The 14,733-nt window shown below is 58.9% G+C and carries 14 protein-coding genes; 8 read left to right on the top strand and 6 right to left on the bottom strand.

Going from position 1 to position 14,733, the window contains the following annotated elements:
• Positions 1-85: 85 nt before the first annotated feature.
• Positions 86-370, top strand: coding sequence for a BolA family protein (locus ACPYOJ_RS11705; protein ID WP_312862183.1), 285 nt, complete (start codon positions 86-88; stop codon positions 368-370).
• 71 nt (positions 371-441) lie between these two features.
• Here ACPYOJ_RS11705 and ACPYOJ_RS11700 read toward each other — a convergent pair whose 3' ends face one another.
• The 3 genes from ACPYOJ_RS11700 to ACPYOJ_RS11690 are packed head-to-tail and all read right to left on the bottom strand — an operon-like array spanning position 442 to position 3,469.
• Positions 442-1,752 (bottom strand): HlyC/CorC family transporter, encoded by a 1,311-nt coding sequence (locus tag ACPYOJ_RS11700; RefSeq protein ID WP_481416409.1) that lies wholly within the window; start codon positions 1,750-1,752, stop codon positions 442-444.
• Entirely contained in the window at positions 1,749-2,882 is a 1,134-nt protein-coding gene (gene aroB, locus ACPYOJ_RS11695) for a 3-dehydroquinate synthase (protein WP_481416408.1), read from the bottom strand. Before aroB ends, ACPYOJ_RS11700 begins: the two co-directional genes overlap by 4 nt.
• A complete protein-coding gene (locus tag ACPYOJ_RS11690) occupies positions 2,879-3,469 on the bottom strand; it encodes a shikimate kinase (protein WP_481416407.1) in 591 nt (196 codons plus the stop codon). Before ACPYOJ_RS11690 ends, aroB begins: the two co-directional genes overlap by 4 nt.
• A gap of 147 nt (positions 3,470-3,616) precedes the next feature.
• Between ACPYOJ_RS11690 and ACPYOJ_RS11685 the strand changes: the two genes are divergently transcribed.
• The 5 genes from ACPYOJ_RS11685 (at position 3,617) to ACPYOJ_RS11665 (ending at position 7,438) form a co-directional block, all read left to right on the top strand.
• Entirely contained in the window at positions 3,617-3,793 is a 177-nt protein-coding gene (locus tag ACPYOJ_RS11685; protein WP_168832642.1) for a hypothetical protein, read from the top strand.
• A gap of 4 nt (positions 3,794-3,797) precedes the next feature.
• Entirely contained in the window at positions 3,798-4,751 is a 954-nt protein-coding gene (gene xerD / locus ACPYOJ_RS11680; RefSeq protein ID WP_481416406.1) for a site-specific tyrosine recombinase XerD, read from the top strand.
• A 62-nt stretch (positions 4,752-4,813) separates the two neighbouring features.
• Complete coding sequence (locus ACPYOJ_RS11675) at positions 4,814-5,770, top strand: acetyl-CoA carboxylase carboxyltransferase subunit alpha (protein WP_481416405.1); 957 nt, start codon at positions 4,814-4,816, stop codon at positions 5,768-5,770.
• Between the two features lie 199 nt (positions 5,771-5,969).
• Positions 5,970-7,199, top strand: coding sequence for a L,D-transpeptidase family protein (locus ACPYOJ_RS11670; protein WP_481416404.1), 1,230 nt, complete (start codon positions 5,970-5,972; stop codon positions 7,197-7,199).
• Between the two features lie 14 nt (positions 7,200-7,213).
• Complete coding sequence (locus tag ACPYOJ_RS11665; protein ID WP_481416403.1) at positions 7,214-7,438, top strand: sulfurtransferase TusA family protein; 225 nt, start codon at positions 7,214-7,216, stop codon at positions 7,436-7,438.
• A 21-nt stretch (positions 7,439-7,459) separates the two neighbouring features.
• On the opposite strand, the gene ACPYOJ_RS11660 is transcribed toward ACPYOJ_RS11665, so the two are convergent.
• Positions 7,460-8,620 carry a CobW family GTP-binding protein gene (locus tag ACPYOJ_RS11660; protein ID WP_481416402.1) on the bottom strand — a complete coding sequence of 387 codons (1,161 nt, stop codon included), beginning with the start codon at positions 8,618-8,620 and terminating at the stop codon, positions 7,460-7,462.
• Between the two features lie 9 nt (positions 8,621-8,629).
• Entirely contained in the window at positions 8,630-9,751 is a 1,122-nt protein-coding gene (locus ACPYOJ_RS11655; protein ID WP_481416401.1) for a D-alanyl-D-alanine carboxypeptidase family protein, read from the bottom strand.
• Positions 9,752-9,901: 150 nt separating this feature from the next.
• On the opposite strand from ACPYOJ_RS11655, the gene ACPYOJ_RS11650 reads away from it, so the two are divergent.
• A complete protein-coding gene (locus tag ACPYOJ_RS11650) occupies positions 9,902-11,065 on the top strand; it encodes a M20 aminoacylase family protein (protein WP_481416400.1) in 1,164 nt (387 codons plus the stop codon).
• 580 nt (positions 11,066-11,645) lie between these two features.
• Complete coding sequence (locus tag ACPYOJ_RS11645) at positions 11,646-12,074, top strand: hypothetical protein (RefSeq protein WP_481416399.1); 429 nt, start codon at positions 11,646-11,648, stop codon at positions 12,072-12,074.
• Positions 12,075-12,700: 626 nt separating this feature from the next.
• Here ACPYOJ_RS11645 and ACPYOJ_RS11640 read toward each other — a convergent pair.
• Positions 12,701-14,733: type I restriction enzyme subunit R domain-containing protein (locus ACPYOJ_RS11640; RefSeq protein WP_481416398.1), on the bottom strand; the 2,033-nt coding region annotated here is incomplete at its 5' end.

Below are 14,733 nucleotides of genomic sequence, written 5' to 3'. Positions count from 1 at the left end.
CTCCGAAGAGGCGACAACAAGAATTGACAAACACGATTGTTGCTGGCTTGGTGGGAACCCCTTTTTTGCCAACCAACCGGACGAAATCGTGACTCTCCAGACCCGCATCGAAGCAAAACTGACCGAGGCTTTCGCCCCTGAACGCCTTGACGTCATCAACGAAAGCCACCTGCATGCCGGCCACCAGCCGGATATCACAGGCATGGGCGAAACGCACATGCGAGTGCGCATCGTTTCGGCCAAATTTGCAGGAATGACCAGGCTCGCCCGTCACCGGGCCATTACCGAACTGCTGAAACCGGAGCTGGACGCCGGGCTGCATGCCCTCGCCGTCGAACCCGCCGCACCCGGCGAAGTGACCCGCTGGTAGCGGAACACCTGCATTATATAGGCTTTTGCCCTCCTTTTACAAAGGAGGATCATCGCCCGCGTCTGGCTGGATCATACCGGCTTGATCTCGTCCTCTCCGGCGGGACGAATACGCAACTTGGTGATGCGGTTCTTTTCCCGACGCATCACGATGAAACGTTTGCCGTAGAAAGTGAAAGCCTGCCGCTCTTCGGGAATCGTCATCGATTCATGGATGACGAGGCCGGCAATGGTCGTCGCTTCCTCGTCCGGCAATTGCCAATCGAGCGCGCGGTTCAGGTCGCGGATCGGAACGCTGCCATCGACAACGATCGACCCGTCCGATTCCTGGCGGACCCCCTGCATATCAATGTCGTGTTCATCGGAAATATCGCCGACGATCTCCTCGAGAATGTCTTCGAGCGTCACGATGCCCTGCACCTCGCCATATTCGTCAACGACGACGGCGAAATGCTGCCTGCGACGAAGGAACGCATTCAGCTGATCCTCGAGATTGGTGCTGTCCGGAACGAACCACGGCTTCTGCGCTATCTTGATGATATCGAGGTTCTCCGGCTCGACGTCCGGCTCGGCCAGCGCTCGCAAGAGGTCCTTGGCGTGTACGACGCCGACGATGTTGTCGATTGCCCCCCGCCAGAGCGGCATGCGGGTGTAGGGGCTCTCGAGTATGGTACGGATCACCACCTCCGGCGCGTCGTCGGCATTGATCGCCCGCATCGCCATCCGGTGGACCATGACGTCGGAAACTTCGAGCTGGCTGAGATCGAGGACACCGCCGAGGCGGTCGCGGTCCGCCTTCACCACCGATCCCTCGCGATGCAGGAGATCGACGGTGCCGCGCAACTCTTCATGCGCCGTCAACATCGAGGTTTCGCGTGAAAGATTGATGCCGAAGACCGCCAGAATCCGGCGAACGAATCCGTTGATAAAAGACGAAACCGGACCCACGACCGCGACGAAAAGCCTTATCGGAAAAGCAGCGGTGAGCGCGAAACGATCCGGCGCCGAAATGGCCCAGCTCTTCGGTAGCACCTCGGCGAAGATGACGAGGACGATGGTCATCGCAAGCGTTGCGATCGCCACCCCGGACGTGCCGAAAAGACTGAGAAACACGCTGGTCGCCAGAGAAGAAGCCAGGATGTTTGCGAGGTTGTTGCCGATCAGCAGGGCGCCGATAAGCCGGTCGCGCCGCTCGATCAGCTGGCGCACAAGACCGGCGCGCACCTCTCCGTTTGCCTCGAGCGTATGCATGCGACTGCGCGAAACCGCCGTCAGCGCCGTCTCCGAGCCAGCAAAGAAAGCTGATATGAGCACCAAGGCCACGATGGAAAGGATTTCCGGCCAGTAAACCGAAAGAAATGCCAGCGCGCCTTCGAGCATCATTGCGGGTGTTTTTCCTTGAGAAAACTCAACACTTCGGAAGCCGGCACGTCATCGGCGATGAACGACTGACCTATGCCGTGAGTGAGAATGAAGGTGAACTTTCCGTTCTTCACTTTCTTGTCCTGCGCCATTGCATCGAGAAGCTTTTCCGCCGGCGGAAGAGAACCCGGGATGTCGGACATCCGCGTCGGCAATCCAACCTCTTTCAGGTGGCTTTCAACGCGCTTGGCGTCGTCGGGGCTTGCCAGGTTCATGCGCGCGGAAAATTCGTGCGCGAGAACCATGCCGATCGAAACGCCTTCGCCGTGGACCAGGCGCGCGCTGTCATAGGCCGTCGCCGCTTCCAGAGCGTGTCCGAACGTGTGGCCGAGATTGAGGAGCGCGCGCGGCCCGTTCTCCCGTTCGTCGGCCACCACGACATCGGATTTGGCCTGGCAGCTCGCGGCAATCGCCTCGATGCGCGCGGCACCGCCAGCAAAGACTGCTTTCCAGTTCGCTTCAAGCCAGGCGAAAAAATCCGGCTTGTCGATGAGGCCATATTTCGCCACTTCGGCATAGCCGGCGCGGAATTCACGCGCGCTCAGGGAATTCAGAACGTCCGTATCGGCAAGCACCAGATCCGGCTGGTGAAAAACACCGATGAGGTTCTTGCCATGGCGGCTGTTGATCCCGGTCTTGCCGCCGACGGAAGAATCCACCTGCGAGAGCAGCGACGTCGGCACCTGCACGAAACGCACGCCCCGGCGCACGATCCCGGCGGCAAAGCCGGCAAGGTCGCCAATGACGCCGCCGCCAAGGGCGATGACGCAATCATTCCGCTCGACGCGCGCTTCCAGCACCCGGTCGCAGACGGTGATCAGGTGCTCGAAGCTCTTCGTCTTTTCGCCAGCCGGCAGCACGAGCTGCGCGAGTGCAATGCCCGCGCCTTCGAGGCTCTTGACCAGCGTCTCGAGATAAAGCGGCGCGACGTGCTCGTCGGTGATGATCGCAGCCTTGCGCCCCTTCAGACGCGATGCGATTTCCGCACCGGCGCGGGAGATGATGCCTGGCCCGATCAGAATATCATAGGCGCGGTCGCCGAGCGGCACGTGGACTTTCCGTTCGGCGGAAGCGGAGGAGATCGCATTCATGGAACTGCACTTTCGGTTTGGGCTTCAATCACGGCCTTGAGCACCTCATCGGCCATGACTTCCTTGCGAACATCACGCGACAACACCGTGACGTCGGCCTCGGCGTAGACCGGGTATCGCGCATTCATCAGGTTTTCGAGCGTCTGCTTTGGATTCTCGGTCTTCAAAAGCGGGCGTGTGTCGCGCTTGTTGACGCGCTCCCAGAGCACATCGAGATCGGCTTTCAGCCAGATCGACAAGCCGCCCTTCTTGATATGCTTGCGCGTTCTGCTGTTGATGAAAGCGCCGCCGCCAGTCGAGACGACACGCGGGCCGTTCTTCAAGAGCCGCTTCATCACCCGTGTTTCCAGCGCCCGAAACTCCTCTTCGCCGTAAGCTGCGAAAAGCTCGGAGATCGTCATGCGCGAGACGCGCTCGATTTCGTTGTCGCTGTCGACGAAAGGAATGCCGAGCTGGTGGGCGACAATGCGGCCGACGGAGGATTTCCCCGCCCCCATCAGACCGACGAGGATCAGATTGCGTGAACCGAGCGCGGCGCGAGCTCTGTCTTTCAGGCTGTCTCCGGCTTTCAGAACTGGGTCACTCATCGGTCCATTCACACTTTGTTTGCAAACGGTATCGACAAATGCGGGTGTAGCGTCAAGTCGCAGGCAAGGGAAACATGCTTGGAAAGCCGCTTCTTGCACGTAAACCCGCTTCTTCATAAAAGAGGCAGAGTTCATGGAGTTGCGAAAATGCCGACCCTTTTCCGTTTGCTGGCTGTCCTGGCGCTGATCGCCGGGGCGATCTACGGCGGCATGGTCGCGCTTGTGACCTTCGTCGAGCCGCAACCGCGCGACGTGACGATCCGCATTCCATCGGAGAGGATCAATCCACCGGCGACAGGCGCGATCAAACCGGCGAAGAAGTGATCCGATGATGGATCTGAGCCGCGCCCACGTGGAAGCATTTCTGGAGATGATGAGTGCGGAGCGCGGAGCGGCGGCGAACACGCTGCAATCCTACGAGCGCGATCTGGACGACCTTCATGCATTCCTGAACGGCAAAAGCGTGCGGTTGACGGATGCCGCCTCCGCCGACCTCGCGGCCTACCTTTCCTCGCTCGCAAGGCAGGGCTTCAAGCCGTCGTCCCAGGCCCGCCGGTTGGCCGCCATGCGGCAATTCTACAAATTTCTGTATGCCGAGGGGCTGCGGGTCGATGACCCGACCGGTGTTCTCGATGCTCCGAAAAAGGCGCGCGCGCTGCCAAAGACGATGGGCGTCGATGACGTGACGCGGCTATTGAGCCAGGCCGAAGCGGAAGCCGACGATCCTGCGCAGGGCCAATTGCAGCGAAGACGGATGCTGGCGCTGCTGGAGTTGCTTTATGCGACGGGGATGCGTGTAAGCGAGCTCGTTTCGCTACCGGTCCGTGTTCTCGATCAGGAGGGCCGCTTCCTGATCATTCGCGGTAAAGGCAACAAGGAGCGGCTCGTGCCGCTATCGCAATCCGCCGTCGCAGCACTGAAGGCCTATGGCCGGTCGCTTTCCGAAGAGCATGCGAAAGCCAAGGATCCGGTCGAAAGTCCCTGGCTTTTTCCGGCAGCATCCAAGGAGGGGTACCTGCCCCGCCAGGTTTTTGCCCGTGACCTGAAGAGCCTCGCGATCCGTGCCGGGCTGACGCCTTCTATGATCTCACCGCACGTGATGCGCCACGCCTTCGCCAGCCATCTGCTTGCCAACGGCGCGGATCTTCGCGTCGTTCAGGAACTCCTCGGTCATTCGGACATTTCGACCACACAGATCTACACGCATGTCCTCGAGGAACGGCTTCAGCAATTGGTTCAGACGCATCACCCCCTTGCCAAACAGGCGAAAAAGCACGAATAGGACCGGCGACATGGGGCAGAGCCTGGAAAATGCCCCGCGCACAAGGAACGGAAACGCACCTCATGCACAACTATCTCGACTTCGAAAAGCCGATCTCCGACCTCGAAGGCAAGATCATCGAACTGAAGAAGCTTGCGTCGGAAGACGAGAGCATCGACACGTCCGATGAGGTCGGCAGGCTGGAAGTTCGCGTCCGCGAAGCGATGGTTGATATCTACTCCAAGCTCAACGCCTGGCAGAAGACGCAGGTCGCGCGCCATCCGCAGCGCCCGCATTTCGTCGACTATGCCAAGACGCTTTTCCAGGAATTCACGCCGCTGGCGGGAGACCGCAAATTTTCCGAGGATGCGGCGATCCAGGCCGGACTGGCCCGCTTTCGCGGGCAGCCGGTCGCCATCCTCGGCCAGGAAAAGGGCAGTGACACCAAGAGCCGCCTGAAGCACAATTTCGGCAGCGCCCGTCCGGAAGGCTATCGCAAAGCAATCCGCATTCTCGAAATGGCGGACCGTTTCGGTCTTCCCGTCATCACCCTCGTCGATACCGCAGGCGCTTATCCGGGCGTCGGCGCCGAAGAGCGCGGTCAGGCGGAAGCGATCGCCCGCTCGACGGAAATGTGCCTTGGCGTGAAAGTGCCGATCGTCTCCGTCGTTATCGGTGAAGGCGGATCCGGCGGCGCGATCGCGATCGCGACCGGCAACCGGGTCTACATGCTCGAGCATTCGATCTACAGCGTGATTTCGCCGGAAGGTGCCGCCTCCATTTTGTGGCGCGATTCGACCCGCGCCAAGGAAGCGGCAACCAACATGAAGATCACCGCCGAAGATCTGAAGTCGCTCGGCATTATCGACGGCATCATTCCTGAACCGCTCGGCGGCGCCCATCGCGATCCGGAGAGCGTTATTGCCGCCACCGGCGATGTCATCGCCAACGCGCTCGCCGAGCTTTCACCGCGTTCCGGCGAGCAACTCCGCAGCGACCGCCGCCAGAAATTCCTCGCCATGGGCCGAAATCTCGGCTAGCCCTCATCATCCCTGACCGGATTGCGGCCAAACCTTGGCCACAATAGTATTATCTATAACAGTCGCGCTTGCAGGGCATCCCCAAGCAGGTCATAGGCTGGTAAGAAATTGTAAACTATCGGCCGCCTATGATTCTGGGGAATGCCCGGAGTCCAGGGAGCGGATCGGGTCGCATCGATTTTTAATGGGCTAGTTGGGAATGCGCATTCGTCATTTTGCCTATGTGTCATTGATGGCGCTGGCTCTTGCCGGCTGCAACGACGCTTTGGAAGTCACCCACACCGATCTGTCGAAGATCAAGAACAAGGTGGAACAGCCTCTTCCGCCACGTATCCTTGCGGATATGAAGGCGAAAGGCATGGACCGAAATTCGCCGATCATGGTCCGTATCTTCAAGGAAGAGGGGACTCTCGAGATCTGGAAGGCGAAGACGGACAACCGCTTCGACAAGATTGCCGACTATAAGATCTGCGCATGGTCCGGTCGTCTGGGCCCGAAGGTCAAGACTGGCGATCGGCAGGCTCCGGAAGGCTTCTACGAACTGACGCGGGCAAACCTGAACCCCAACTCCAGATATTATCTCGCGATCAACACCGGCTTTCCGAACCGCTACGACGCCGTCAACGGCCGCACAGGCTCAGACCTGATGATCCATGGCGCATGCTCGTCCTCCGGCTGCTACTCCATGACCGACGAACAGGTTCTGGAAATCTACGCTTTCGCACGCGATGCCTTCAAAGGTGGTCAGACCACGGTTCAACTGCAGGCCTTCCCCTTCCGCATGACGGCGGAAAACATGTTCAAGCACCGCCTGAGCCCGAGCTATGATTTCTGGAAGATGCTGAAGGTTGGCTACGACAACTTCGAGGTCACCAAGCGTCCGCCGGAAGTGAACGTCTGCGAAAAGAAATACGTCTTCAACCAGCAAGCCGCAGACGGCGCCGCCTTCAATCCCGCCGGCCAGTGTCCTGCCATGTCGACGCCTCCAGCCCTGACAGCGGCACTCTCCTCCTACGACAAGACTTATGCGGCCGATTATGCCAAGGCCGAAAAGAAGTTCGACGGCATGGCGTGGTACGATCCCACCGAAGCCGAGCGCAAAGCCGTTGTAGCCAAGCTGCGCATGGGCCGCGAGCTCGCTTACGCACCGACCGGCACGTCACTGCAAGCCGGCCGCATGGTCAAGGCTGCCGAGCTTGAAGAGCTGATGACGAAACCGGCCGCACCTGCGGCAACTGCCACGATGACGGCCACTGCAGCGCCAGCGCCGGCTGCACCGGCAACCGCGGTTCAGGATAACGCAACAGCCGTTGCCGCCGCACCTGCCAATGTCCCGATTCCCACGCAGAATCCGCTGGCTTTCGCCCCAGTGGCACCACCGCAGCAAACGGCCGAAGCCGCCAAGAAGCCATTCTGGAAATTTTGGTAGAGGAACTGGCCGGTTTGGACGCCGTTTCTTATGACCTGCGCGGCCTGAAATGTCCTCTGCCCGTCCTGAAGACGCGCCGCAAGCTTTCCGCGATGGCAAGCGGCAGCGTGATCCGCGTCGAAACGACCGACCCGCTAGCCGGAATCGACATCCCCCATTTCTGCAAGGAAGACGGACACGAGCTGCTGGAAACGGTTAAGACCGAAACCGGCCACCGGTTCCTGATCCGCAAGGGATAGAGCCTTTCAAGGCTCTGATCCTCAGAGCTTCATGCCGGGAATGGCAAGCGGATTGTCGTTGAGAGCCGCGCGATCCGGAGTATCGATGCGCGGCTTGCCAAGGAACGCATCGAAGAGGTCCCTGACGTAATCCTCCGGCAGATCCTTGGTGATCAGCACCATGCGCGTCCGGCGGTCGGCCGGATTCGGCCAGGCGGGAAGACGAACCGGCGGGTGGAAGATATTCTGCACCCCATGCAGGACCAGAGGCCGTTCGGGCCGATCCGAAACGGCGATGATCGCTTTCATGCGCAACAGCTTTTCACCATGCGCGGACCGCAGCAGATCGATGAACATCTCGACCGCCATAGGCTCGATCAGCTTGTCCTCGACGATCGAGAAAGACCGGATCGACGCGTCGTGACGGTTCACATCGTGGGGATCCTGATGGTCATGCCCATGATGATGGTGATGGTGATGGTGATCGTGACCATGATGATGGCCGTGCTGGTGATGCCCGTCTTGCTCGTCTTCGTCATGAAGCCAGCGGCTGACATCAGCAATCTTCGTTGCCGGATCGTACAGGCCGTTTACGAGGATTTCCGCGCTGCCGGCACCCGGGCTGTCGGCATCGATCGAAGCTGCCCGCGGGTTGAGCTGGCGCAACCGCGCCTCCAGCGCCTGCAACAGCTCTGCGGACGCCATCGACCGCTTCGATACGACCAGGCGATCGGCGACGGCGACCTGTTTTCGGGCTTCCTCGTGATTGTCGAGGGTCTGAAGCCCGTTGACGGCATCCACAACCGTAACGACGCCGTCGAGGTCGAAATTCGTGGCGATGACCGGATGGCCCAGGACGGCCTGCATGACCGGCGCAGGATCGGCAAGGCCGGTGGTTTCGATCACCACGCGCTTGACCGCCTTCACCCGGCCGGTCTGTACCGCATCCATCAGGTTCGCCAGCGTATCGACGAGTTCGCCACGCACGGTGCAGCAAAGGCAGCCGTCGGAAAGTTCGATGATCGCATCGCCCGACCTCTCGACCAGAAGGTGATCGATGCCGACATCGCCGAATTCGTTGATGATGACGGCAGCATCTTTCATCGCCGGATCCTTGAGGATGCGGTTCAGAAGCGTCGATTTACCGGCACCGAGAAAACCGGTCAGGATCGTGACGGGGATCCTGTCGGGATGAACGCTCATCGCTTAGCCTCAGAAGGACGCCGGGCGCGGCACCGGCACCGGCACGTTGGCGATATCGCCGATTTCGTCTGCTTTCGCCACCTTGCTCGGCGGAGGATCCTGCCCGGGAATCAGGCCGGCATAGACGAAACTCGGTTCGTGGTCCCGCTCCTGAATGTAGGGCGACAGGATCTTCATGCGGCCAACCTCGTCGCGGGTTTCGCTGCGCACCTTGGCGCCCTTGGTGCTGCAGATGTCCGCAGTCATGTCGGCGACCTGATCCTGCCCAGGCCCATAAGGCTTCAGCGAACTGAGCGTGTCGTTGCTCGTCGCGGCGGTGGTGAAGCCCTTCTGCAGAAGATCGGCGGAATCGTCGGCGCGGGCGGCAAGACTGTCGGTGCCGAGCACGACGGAGATGAGCGTGCGACCGTTCCGCGTGGCCGAGCTCACCTGATTGAAGCCGGAGGCGCAGATGAAGCCGGTCTTCATGCCGTCGGCGCCGGCGAAACGGCCGATCAGCACGTTAATGGCGGGAATGTTCTGCTTACCGGTGGTGATACCTTCGACCGAAAAGTAACCGGCATATTCCGGGAAGTCGCGCCGCAGAGCCACGGCGAGGACCGCAAGGTCACGGGCCGTCGTGTACTGGCCCTTGCCGGGCAATCCGTTCGGATTGATGAAATGTGAATCCGTCATGCCGAGCTTTTGGGCCTCGGCATTCATGCGCATCACGAAGGCTTCCTGCGTACCGCCGACCGCTTCGGCGACCGCGACCGCGATGTCGTTCGCCGACTTGACGATCAGGATCTTGATGGCGCTGTCGAGCGTGAGCTTCTGGCCCGGCTTGAAATACATCTTTGCCGGCGGCTGGGAGGCGGCGCGCTTGCTCATGACGATCGGCGTGTCAAAGTTGATCTGGCCGGAGCGCACCGCCTCGAAGGTGGTATAGATCGTCAGAAGCTTGGTGAGCGAGGCCGGATACCACTTGCTGAACGCTTCCTCATGCTCCAGCACGCGGCCGCTTTGAACGTCGACGAGAATGTGCGGGTTGGCCTGCGCCAGCGGGGCGGAAGACAAAAATGCGGCGGTAACGGCAGCTGCGAATGAAAGCGGCCGCAAAGCGGCAAACAAATTGTTCTGGCGCGTCGACACGATTAGTCCTTAAGATGTCCGGAAATTTCGAAACCTCACCTATTTAGCCTATATGGCCATGACATGGCAAAGGCCATTGAATAAGTTCTTTCTGCGGCATTCGCATCGCGCCCGCCGCCAATCATCCGATCTCGTCATAGGAAATCATGCATGCCGATTTTGAACAGAGCCGCTGAATTACAAGACGAAGTGAGCGAGTGGCGCCGCTATATTCACGCCCGGCCGGAGCTTCTTTTCGCGGTCGAGAACACGGCAGCCTTCGTTGCCGCGAAGCTGCAGGAGTTCGGCGTTGACGAAATTGTGACCGGCATCGGGCGCACCGGTGTCGTCGGCCTGATCAAGGGCAAGGGTGAAGGCAGCCGGACGATCGGCCTGCGCGCCGACATGGACGCCCTGCCCCTGACTGAAATTACCGGCAAGCCCTGGGCATCAACCACTCCCGGCAAGATGCATGCTTGCGGCCACGATGGGCACACCGCGATGCTGCTCGGTGCTGCCAAATATCTCGCGGAGACGCGCAACTTCAACGGCGATATTGCGGTGATCTTCCAGCCGGCCGAAGAAGGCGGCGGCGGCGGGAACCTGATGGTTCAGGACGGCATGATGGAGCGCTTCAACATCCAGGAAGTCTACGGCATGCATAATCTTCCTGGGCTGCCCGTCGGGCATTTCGCCATCCGCAAGGGTCCGATCATGGCGGCAACCGACGAGTTTACCGTCACGATCAAGGGCCGCGGCGGCCATGCCGCCCAGCCTCACCGGACGATCGACCCGATCGCGATCGGCGCTCAGATCGTCACCAACCTGCAGATGATCGCCTCCCGCAGCGCCGATCCCCTGCGCTCCGTCGTCGTCTCGGTCACCAAGTTCAATGCGGGTTTTGCCCACAACGTCATCCCGAACGACGCGGTGATCGCCGGCACGATCCGCACGCTTGATGACGACATCCGCGATCTGGCGGAAACACGGCTGAAGCAGGTCATCAACGGCCTGGTGGCTGCGCATGGCGCGGAGGCCGATATCCATTTTCACCGCAACTACCCCGTTACAGTCAATCACGCGACCGAGACCGCCCACGCGATCGCCATCGCCACCGACATAGCAGGGGCGGCGAACGTCAATCCGGAGATCGATCCGATGATGGGCGGCGAGGATTTTTCCTACATGCTGAACGCCCGCCCCGGCGCCTTCATCTTCATCGGCAACGGCGACACCGCGGGCCTCCACAACCCGGCCTACGATTTCAACGACGAAGTCATCGCCCACGGGATTTCCTACTGGGTCCGGTTGGCCGAACAGCGCCTGGGCGCTTGAATTCATAGCTGTGGGGACTTCAAAAAGGCTTGGCTTCGCGCCGAGCCTTTTGTATGCATGGCATCAGTGGTCCCGTAGCTCAGCAGGATAGAGCAGTTTTTAGGGCATACCGGTTTTACCACTTCTCCAACCCACTGAAGAGGTTGGGTTATTGTCGGTACCAAGATCGGTACGAATTTCTGACAAGCCTGCCAATCGCCCGAGAGTTATCCGTCATCGTCTTGGCACGACAATGCTCGTGTTCCCATCGGACTGGCAGATTTCTCGACGACGACTGCTTGCGTTTGGCAAATCGCCGGCGAGTTTTGACGGCTATCAGCCTCAACTGCCTTGATGGCTTTAATTGCCTGTCGAACGCTCCCACGATCGATCGAGCGTGTTGACCTCGTGCCTCGCTGGATCGTGGTCGATGGGAGGCACCGGGTGTCCTAATTGGCAAGCGATTGTTCAAACCGCGCCCGGACTTCCTTTTGGTTTCGGGCCTGTTGATAGGTTCAACTTCATTCGGCATTATTGGCGGCGACAAGCCGCGAGCGCGTACTCAATCCGCCAATATCACGCTGCAGCACCGAGGAATGGAATGAATAGCTATCCCGACGTTGTATTTGGTGAAATCATGCTTCTCGACGACATCCGAGAATGTAACTCCAGGGCAGAGGAGATGCGAGTCCTCACTCTGCGCACGATCCTTGTGAATGAAATCGAAGCCGCGCAAGCGTTTCGATCCCTGCTGATCGAGACATGGGAACCGGGCCAGCAATCGATTGAGGAGGCAACAGAGGCGAAGGATGTCGCCGACAGGTCGGTCCAGCGGTTTAAAGACTTCTGCACATACTCTGATGGCTTCGTTTTAGAGGATGAGTTCCACGAGGCGATGTCTTACCTCGATGGCCTTTATGATGAAATCGCTCGAGTTAGTGAGGATAATCTGCGGGTCGCAGACGGTCGAGGGCGTCGCAGAGATTGCCCGGACGATTTCATAGGTCCTGATGGCTTTATCCCGTTCTGAAGATCAAAGGCGAGGATAGACGCGACAACGATGGAGAATCGCGGTGACGCCCGGGTGTTGATCTTCGAGTGAGCATGCGTTACGAACCGAATGGAACAAAGGTTTGTCTACGTAGCTCAGCAGGATAGAGCACAGGATTCCTGGTTGCAAATTGGGGGCTACACGACGAAAGAGTGTAGTCGATCTACTCAAAGTCGGGGAACGCTTCGCTGAACTTTCAGCATGCCAATCCCGAGCCAAGCTTCGGAGAAATCCGTTGAAGGTGTAGAGACTGGATGGGTAGCACCTAAAGGCTTCGGCCCATGGTGAAGGGACAGTCCAGACCACGAACGCCTTAGGGCGGCGGTTAAAGCCGAAGTGGTATGAATCCTGGGGTCGGAGGTTCGAATCCTCTCGTAGACACCATTTTCCTGCGCCGATGGGTTAGCGGCGGCGGGCAGCTTGAAAGCGTTCGTTTGATACTTGGTTTGTGGCCGGAGGTCGCGGCAAGGCGCGTCTAGGTATGCCGCTGCGTCAAAACGCAGCATATCTGCGGATGTCGCGAGAAGCCGATGCAATTGGAGATCATGCCATGATTTCTTCGATGATACATCGTTGGCGCGCCTAACCATGATATTGGGCAACCATCACACCCCGGTTCTAAGGACCGTTTCGATGCTTTGGCTCCAGGCGGCTTTGAAGGCTGGGTCAGAGGCAAAGAGCTTGTACAGCTCGAGTTCCTCCTTACGGCGCTTCAGCATCACATCCTGCATCATCTTCTCGAGCGCAAGTCCGCGATTGTATGGGTCGGTGTTCTCTTCGTATTTCTCGGTAAAATCGGGGTGCGCTCTGATGCCGTTTACGACATTGATGAACTTCACCCGTTGTTCCTCCGGTGTCGCGCCCCATCCCTGGAACCATCGCTCATTGAAGGTGTGAATGATATCGTCGAGTGGGTCTTGCTCCTGTTCGCCATCCCGGTAACCGCGGGGATTGGGGTTTTGCGGGTCGAGCTCTGTCGGAGCGGCGTCAAGCTCGATGTCTTGGTTCAATCGGGTTCTCTCGAGCCCGTAAGACGACAAGTCCACGGCCTCCAGAAGTTCGTCGAGCATGTCTTGGTCTGGGTCCGTGATAAGCAGTTTCGGGACCAGGAACTTCAAGAACCAAAAGAGCTTTTCCCACTCAACGACCTCGAACGCCATGATTGACGCCATCTGGCCGTAAATCTTCACGAACTGGCGCGCCTTGATCTTGAAGTCGATCTTGTCGTTGTCGGCCAAGTTCAGCTGATGATTGAACCTATCGGCAGCTGTATCAATGATTGGGCTAAGCAACTGGGCGTCGTCACCGGCAAAGTACCGGCCGACAAAATCCTCTACCTCTTGCCACTCATAAACGCCGACGACGTCGAGCGCGTCTTTGATCTCATGCAGTACGTTAACATCCGTCGCCGACGACAGTGTGGTGACCGTATAGAATGGATCAAAGGCGGATTTGATATCGGCGACGTCGTTGAAGAAGTCGAGGATAAACAAGTCTTCGGTACGCTTGCCGAGTTTCGGCGCGGAGCGATTCAGCCGTGACAATGCCTGCACAGCCAGAACATGTTGCAGCTTCTTGTCGACATACATGGTGGTCAGCTTTGGCTGGTCAAAGCCGGTCAGGTACTTGTTTGCGACCACAAGCAACCGATATTCATCCTCGTCGAGCTTGTCCCTCGTGTCCGACTCCGGGAAACCGTTCATGCCGGCCTCGGTGTAGGTCACACCGTCGACCTCCTTCTCACCGGAAAACGCGATCAAGGCCTTGAGCGGATAACCTCGTTCTGCCAGTAGCTTCGTCAAAGCCTTGTAGTAACGGATCGCCGACTCGATGTTCTGGGTGACGACCATACCCTTGGCCTTGCCGTGAAGCTTCTTCGGCGTCACAGCCTGCTCGATGAAATGGTCGAGCATGACCTCAGCTTTTGTGTTTATCGTCTGTTGGCTGCGCTCCACGTAAGCCCGGAGTTTTTTCTGAGCCTTCTTGGTGTCAAACAGTGGATTGTCCGCTATCGACTTCTGGATTTCGTAATAGCTCTTGTAGGTCGTATAGTTTGCCAGGACGTTCAGGATGAAGCCTTCCTCGATCGCCTGCTTCATGCTGTAGAGGTGGAACGGCTTGAAGCTTCCGTCGGGCTGAAGCTGACCAAATTTTTCGAGCGTTGTGTTCTTCGGCGTCGCCGTGAACGCAAAATAGGAGGCGTTGCCGCGCATTTTGCGTGACTGCATCGCTGCCAGGATACGATCTTGCGGGTCGTATTCGTCGGGGTCTGCTTCGCCCGCGCCCATTGCACGGTTCATGTTGTCATGCGCGCTGCCACTTTGCCCGCTATGCGCCTCGTCGATGATCACCGCAAAGCGTTTGTCACTGAGGTCGGCGATTCCCTCGATGATAAAGGGGAACTTCTGGATCGTCGTGATGATGATTTTCTTGCCATTCTCCAGTGCCGATTTCAGGTCGGCGGAGCGCATGGCCGGCGCGACGATGTTCTTGACTTCCGAGAAGTCGTTGATGTTGTCACGCAGCTGCTTGTCCAGAAGGCGTCGATCAGTGACAACTATGACGCTGTCGAACAGCGGTTGGTCCAGCCCTTTTCCGCCCGCCACGCTGGCAGACGCCGGATAGGTATCTATTAGCT

The sequence above is a fragment of the Rhizobium sp. SVR5-9E genome, assembly GCF_056755095.1.
This window is presented reverse-complemented; position numbering and strand designations above follow the sequence as displayed.

What these genes read in the sequence shown, in the direction of transcription:
- ACPYOJ_RS11660 (WP_481416402.1), bottom strand. Translation starts at nt 8,620, where the DNA reads ATGAGCGTTCATCCCGACAGGATCCCCGTCACGATCCTGACCGGTTTT.
- ACPYOJ_RS11675 (WP_481416405.1), top strand. Translation starts at nt 4,814, where the DNA reads ATGCACAACTATCTCGACTTCGAAAAGCCGATCTCCGACCTCGAAGGC.
- ACPYOJ_RS11650 (WP_481416400.1), top strand. Translation starts at nt 9,902, where the DNA reads ATGCCGATTTTGAACAGAGCCGCTGAATTACAAGACGAAGTGAGCGAG.
- ACPYOJ_RS11690 (WP_481416407.1), bottom strand. Translation starts at nt 3,469, where the DNA reads ATGAGTGACCCAGTTCTGAAAGCCGGAGACAGCCTGAAAGACAGAGCT.
- ACPYOJ_RS11645 (WP_481416399.1), top strand. Translation starts at nt 11,646, where the DNA reads ATGAATAGCTATCCCGACGTTGTATTTGGTGAAATCATGCTTCTCGAC.
- ACPYOJ_RS11670 (WP_481416404.1), top strand. Translation starts at nt 5,970, where the DNA reads ATGCGCATTCGTCATTTTGCCTATGTGTCATTGATGGCGCTGGCTCTT.
- xerD (WP_481416406.1), top strand. Translation starts at nt 3,798, where the DNA reads ATGATGGATCTGAGCCGCGCCCACGTGGAAGCATTTCTGGAGATGATG.
- ACPYOJ_RS11685 (WP_168832642.1), top strand. Translation starts at nt 3,617, where the DNA reads ATGCCGACCCTTTTCCGTTTGCTGGCTGTCCTGGCGCTGATCGCCGGG.
- aroB (WP_481416408.1), bottom strand. Translation starts at nt 2,882, where the DNA reads ATGAATGCGATCTCCTCCGCTTCCGCCGAACGGAAAGTCCACGTGCCG.
- ACPYOJ_RS11700 (WP_481416409.1), bottom strand. Translation starts at nt 1,752, where the DNA reads ATGATGCTCGAAGGCGCGCTGGCATTTCTTTCGGTTTACTGGCCGGAA.